4 protein-coding genes are annotated in these 5,474 nt (G+C 67.9%); 3 read left to right on the forward strand and 1 reads right to left on the reverse strand.

Annotated features, from left to right (window positions below):
* Nucleotides 1–28: 28 nt before the first annotated feature.
* A complete protein-coding gene (locus AVR91_RS27625) occupies nucleotides 29–1,381 on the reverse strand; it encodes a hypothetical protein (RefSeq protein WP_063276433.1) in 1,353 nt (450 codons plus the stop codon).
* 199 nt (nucleotides 1,382–1,580) lie between these two features.
* On the opposite strand from AVR91_RS27625, the gene AVR91_RS27630 reads away from it, so the two are divergent.
* The 3 genes from AVR91_RS27630 to AVR91_RS27640 form a co-directional block, all read left to right on the forward strand.
* Entirely contained in the window at nucleotides 1,581–2,459 is an 879-nt protein-coding gene (locus tag AVR91_RS27630; protein ID WP_063276432.1) for a helix-turn-helix domain-containing protein, read from the forward strand.
* A gap of 160 nt (nucleotides 2,460–2,619) precedes the next feature.
* Nucleotides 2,620–4,800: an RICIN domain-containing protein gene (locus AVR91_RS27635; RefSeq protein ID WP_063276431.1), complete on the forward strand. Its 2,181-nt coding sequence runs from the start codon at nucleotides 2,620–2,622 to the stop codon at nucleotides 4,798–4,800.
* A gap of 153 nt (nucleotides 4,801–4,953) precedes the next feature.
* A partial coding sequence (locus AVR91_RS27640; RefSeq protein WP_076857451.1) for a hypothetical protein occupies nucleotides 4,954–5,474 on the forward strand: 521 nt, incomplete at its 3' end.

Here is a 5,474-nt window from a genome sequence, read left to right on the forward strand (position 1 = left end):
AATGAAGGGGGCCTTCACGGAATCAACCTCAGCGAATACCCTCCGCTAGCCGCTGGCCCAGGCCTTCGACGGCGTCGAGCGCTGCTCGCAGCTCGGCGGCGTACTCCTCGGCCCCGGCCCGCAGGCCCCGCTCGACGACGTCCACGGCGTCGAACGTCTCGACGTCCCCTCCGCTCAGCGCCGCGACGGATTCCTTGACGACGGCACCGAGCAGCAGTTCTTCGGGGACCCCCGGCGCCCCTTCCAGCGGCCAGACGAGATCGTCGAGCACGCTCTGCCCGCCGACCTCGCGGACCAGGCCCGCCGCGGTGATCCCCGGCACCCGGAACCCCTCCGGCAGCACCGCGCGGACGCTCATATTGCGCGAAAGCCAGTACAGCAGCTGCGCGTTCACTTCCAGCTTGACCGGCTTCGGCGCCAACCACAGCGTGAGGTTCACGTAATACTCGGTGAGGCGATCGAGCACCTCGCCGCCCTTTTCGAAACCCCACAGATTGATGTCGAAATAGTGGTGCCAAGTGGCGTCGGCGACGATTCGCCCGACACCGGCGGCCGCGCCGTCGTACACACAGGACACTCCGTAGACCTGGCCGTTGCGTTTGTCGGTGCCCTGCGCGACGATTTCCGGCTTCGGCTGTCCCGAACGCCCGGACGGCCAGACATCCGCCGGGAATTGTTCCGGAATGACCAGCTGTCCCTCGTGCATGTGGTCCGGGAAAACGGTTATCGGTCCCCGCCTGCCCTGGAACAGCGCGTGCGGCCTACCGAACCGCTTCCGCAGGATCAGCTCCTGCGGGTACGGATCGAGGTCGTTCGGGATCGGATTGTCGATGTCACTGCCCCACGGATCCGGCTGGTGGGTGTTGTGGCTGAACTCGATACTGGCGTCGGGCCGGTCGTTCCACACCCGCAGCTCACCCGCGCGCGGGACCCGGTGCCCCAGCGCCCGGCCCAGGTTCAGATAGTCGGGCAGCGACGGATCCGCTCCCGGCGGGCGCGGATTCGAGTGGTCGCCGCAGATGAGCACGCCACCACCGGCGTCCATCCACGTCCGCAGCGCGGCGACCTCCGCGTCCACGAGCTCGTTTTCCGGCTCTCCCGGCATGTTGGACTGCAGGATGCCGAAGAACCACACCTGCTCGTATCGGCCGAGCACTTCGGCGGTGAGTTTGTTGGCGGCGTGCCCGCCCTCGTGCCGGTTGATCAAATCGATCTCGAACTCGACGAAGAAAGGCTGATTCCCCAAAAGGAGATCACGGATGATTCCCAGTGAGAAGCCGCCGTTCCCCGAGAAGCCGACGGCATCGGTGTAGAACAGAATTCTGATCTTCGGTCTGGTGGTCGGGCTGACTTGATCAGCGACGAGACGCGCGTCGAACATCGGTATTTCCCCCTTGCTTCAAGCGCCATGCCGTCCTCCCCGGCGGCGCCCTCCCTTCCACGTATACCGGAACTTCCGACGACCGCGCAGCCGCCGAGGAATTCGCGGTGATCAAGAACGGAATCGAGGAAATCCTTTTCGGAAGCCCGGGGCCGGTACCCTCGAAACCGCCCCGAAGTGCTTGCGCGAAGATGCGGGGATGGGTTACCGGACCTGGATGCGGTACTTCACACCGTCGGCCGTGCACCGACGGCTGGGCCTGGTGTGCCTCGGGGTCGGGCTGCAGCACGGCGTCCTGCCCGCCGTGGGGCCGCGGGTGCTCGACCATTACGTGGCCGTGGTGGTGTCCAAGGGGCGCGGCTGGTTCGCCGTGACGGGCGGGGAGCGGCAGGAGGTCGTCGCGCCCGCGCTGCTGTGGCTCGTCCCCGGGGTCGGGCACCATTACGCGCCCGATCCCGCGCACGGCTGGGAAGAATGCTTCGTCGACTTCGACGGCAGCGCCGTGGACGCCTACGTCGAACTCGGTTATGTCACGCCCGCGACGCCGGTGGTACCGCTGGGCGACGTCGAGGCCGTGCGCGACATCGTGAGCCGGATCGTGCGCTGCGCGCGCGGCGGCAGTCCGCTCGCCCAGGTCGACGCCTCGGCGGCCGTGCATCACCTGCTGGTGGCGTTGCGGCGGGCCGCCGACAGCACCCCCGACGACGGTCCCTTGCTGGAGGCGCTGGCACAGGACGCCCTGCTGCCCCTCAGCGTCGCCGAAATCGCGGCCCGGCGCGGGATGACGCTGCCCGAACTCCGCACCGCAGTGCGCCGCAGCACCGAGACGGGGCTGAAGGACCACCTGCTGACCCTCCGGCTCAACCGGGCCAAGGAACTCCTCGCCACCACACGGATGCCGGTGCAGGAAGTGGCGCAGGCGATCGGGTACGAGGACGCCGCGTACTTCAGCAGGCTCTTCACCCGCCGGGCCGGCGTCTCCCCCGCCCGCTTCCGCGAGTCGCGCGTCCAGGCCGTGCCCGGCGGCTGGAGTTCGCGCGTCCCCCCGGCCGACGACCCGCCGTTGGTACCCGACTGACCGCCTTGGACTTCCGTATCGGACCGCTTGGACTTTCCGCGCAATAAGTGCATGACTGACGCTTGAAGTTGACTGAAAGCGTTGACTTACGCGCAATTACGTTCATAACATCGGCGACCGCCCCGCCAACTGTGGTGCGGGTCACCCTTGGGAGAGAGTCATGCGGACCCTGCCTCTTCTCGGCGCCGCGGCCTTGGCCGTGGCGGCGACCACGGTGGTACCGGTGTCGTCCGACGCCGCGCCGCCGGACGCGACGTACACCATCACGGTCGACGCCAAGAAGTCGTTCAGCCCGACCACCGACACCCCGGCGAGTACCTATGTCGACAAGGACGGCACGTTCTACTTCCAGCAGGCGGCCGCGCTCTACGGCGCGGATCAACCGCGGGAATGGGACTTCTACAGCGGACGCGATTTCGACAGCTTCACCAAGAACCCGATCAGCTCGGCGGTGAACCCGGCGAATCCCGCCGACCGTAACGACGACACCACCTGGCGCTGCAACAACAGTCCCACCGGCAAGGAATCCACCGATCCGCCCGCCGGTTCGGGCTACTCGCAGCGCAATTTCTGCGACCTCGTCGGCACGTGGGTCGATCCGGACACCGGCGACTGGTACGGCCTGATCCACAACGAGTTCACCCCCGAACCGTTCGGCGCGTATTCATTCTCGCACTACGACGCGATCGACATGGCCGTCTCGAAGGACCAGGGCAAGACCTGGACCATCAAGGATCACGCGATCACTTCGCCGTACAGCACGAAACGCGGTGACACGGCGGCGTTCCCGCATCAGACGTTCGACTACGGCGACGGCGATCCGCGCCTGTTCGTCGACACCGCCTCCGGCTACTTCTACGTCTACTACGGCTCGCGCATCGTGCCGAAAGCCGGCGCGGGCGGCCCGATGACCGGGTTGGCGCACGTCGCGCGTTCGCCGATCTCGGCCAAGATGGCGTCCGGCTCGTGGCAGAAGTGGTTCGACGGCGGCTGGAGCCAGCCCGGCGTCGGCGGTCGCGAGAGCAACATGGTCCCCGTGTCCGCCGCGGGCGACACCGGCTACACGCCCGTCGCGGACGACTACGACCCGGCCAACACCGGCAACGTCACCCAGCAGATCGCCGCGGGACAGCTGCCGAAGAAGTCGGACCTGTTCATCATGAACATCGCCTACAACGCGCATCTCGGGCTCTACATCGGCGCGCCGGAGGCCGTGGACAGCGTCGTCCCCCAGCGTTATTACGTGACCGACGATCTGACCACGCAGAAATGGCGTCTCATCGGCGACACCGGGAGCTACACCAACCAGTCGTGGTACCGCTGGTTCGTCGACGCGGCGAACAAGACGAACTCGACCATCATCGGCAAGCAATTCCGGTCGTACTGCGCGGTGGCCTGCTCGAACAACGCGGGCGGCGAGTACACCACGCAGACCATCACGTCGTCCGCGCCCGCACCGTCCCCTGTGGACAGTTCCCGCAAGTACCGGATCGGTCTCGGTGACGGCCGGGTTCTCGCGCAGGGCACCGGAACCGCGACGACGTCGGTCGCGGCCACGACCGGTTCCGACCGCGAAGCGTGGCAGTTCACCTCCGACGGCGACGGCTCGTACCGCATCGCCAACGCCGCCACGGGCCAGCTCCTCGGTGTCGACGCCGTGCAGGCCGGCCGGGCGTGGGGCGCGAAACCGACCGTCACGTCGGCTTCGACGGTCGGACAGCAGTGGTTCGTCATCCCGTCCACTGTGGACAAGGGCACCTTCCGGCTGGTGAACCGCTACAGCGGTCTCGTGCTCGGCCTGTCCGGCAAGACGTCACGCCTGTCGGAGACCACCCCGCTGCGATCCTGGACCGACACCACCGGCAACGCCGTCGGCGGCGGCCGGACCGCGGCCGAGCAGACGCTGAAGTTCACCGACGCCGGCGCGGGCACCCTCGGCGGCGTCCACACCCTGGCCGCGTCCGGCAAGAACCTCGACGACCCGGACTCCTCGACCGCCGCCGGAACCCCGCTGGTCACCTGGACGCCGAACAACGGCGCCAACCAGAAGTGGTTGTTCACCAGGCAGTCCGACGGTTCCTACACGCTGACCAACACGCATTCGAAACTGTGCGCCGACGTCGAAGGCGGAGCCACCACCGCGGGCGCGCGCGTCATCCAATGGACGTGCACCGGCGGGGCCAACCAACGCTGGAACGCGGCGAAACAGCCCAACGGCACCTACAAGATCGTCAGTGTCCGCTCGGGCCTGCTCCTGACCACAGCGTCCACTTCGGACGGTGCGGCCGTGACGCAACAGGCCGACACCGGCTCCGCGTTGCAAGCGTGGGCCGTCGGCTGAACCGGCGTGGCCCGCTCTTCCGGGGCGGGCCACCCGGGTTGCGTTTGTGTGGCACATCACACTCTCACTGCACGTCCATGATCCGCAACCGTCTCCCTACATGAGAGCACTTTCGGTGAAAAGTTCACCGGGAGCGTTGGAGGGAGAAGCACCATGAAGCACACCGGCATCGTCCGTACCACCGCCATCACCGGCGTCGTCGCCGCGCTGAGCCTGGCCGCTGTCGTCCCTGCGCTCGCGAGCGCACCTTCCGTCGATCCGGTCACCACCGTGGCCGACCTCGACGGCGACGGCGAGATCGAGACCGTCACCGCGCAGCTCACCGGCCCCGGCGACCAGGTCGTCTCGGCCACCGTGCACGGCACCTTCACCTCGATCCACCTCGGCGCCGACAGCTCCGTCCCGCTCGAGGCCCCGCGCGTCACCGACCTCAACGGCGACGGCCGCGCGGAACTGATCGTCACCCAGTCCGTCGGCGCCAACACCACGTTCTTCACCGCGCTGCACTACGACGGCCGCAACCTCGCCCAGGTCGTCGGCAACGACGACAAGCCGCTGTCGGTCGCCGAAGGCGGTGGCGTCGCCGCCCATCTGGGTTACCAGTGCACCCCGCTCGACGGCGGCGGCCGCACCTTCGAAACCGTCGCGGCCGAGGCCGACGACGTCGGCGCCGA

This window comes from Amycolatopsis keratiniphila subsp. keratiniphila (assembly GCF_001620365.2).
Taxonomy (GTDB): domain Bacteria; phylum Actinomycetota; class Actinomycetes; order Mycobacteriales; family Pseudonocardiaceae; genus Amycolatopsis; species Amycolatopsis keratiniphila.

Coding starts and splice junctions, on each gene's coding strand:
- AVR91_RS27625 (WP_063276433.1), bottom strand. CDS start 1,381: ATGTTCGACGCGCGTCTCGTCGCTGATCAAGTCAGCCCGACCACCAGA.
- AVR91_RS27630 (WP_063276432.1), top strand. CDS start 1,581: ATGGGTTACCGGACCTGGATGCGGTACTTCACACCGTCGGCCGTGCAC.
- AVR91_RS27635 (WP_063276431.1), top strand. CDS start 2,620: ATGCGGACCCTGCCTCTTCTCGGCGCCGCGGCCTTGGCCGTGGCGGCG.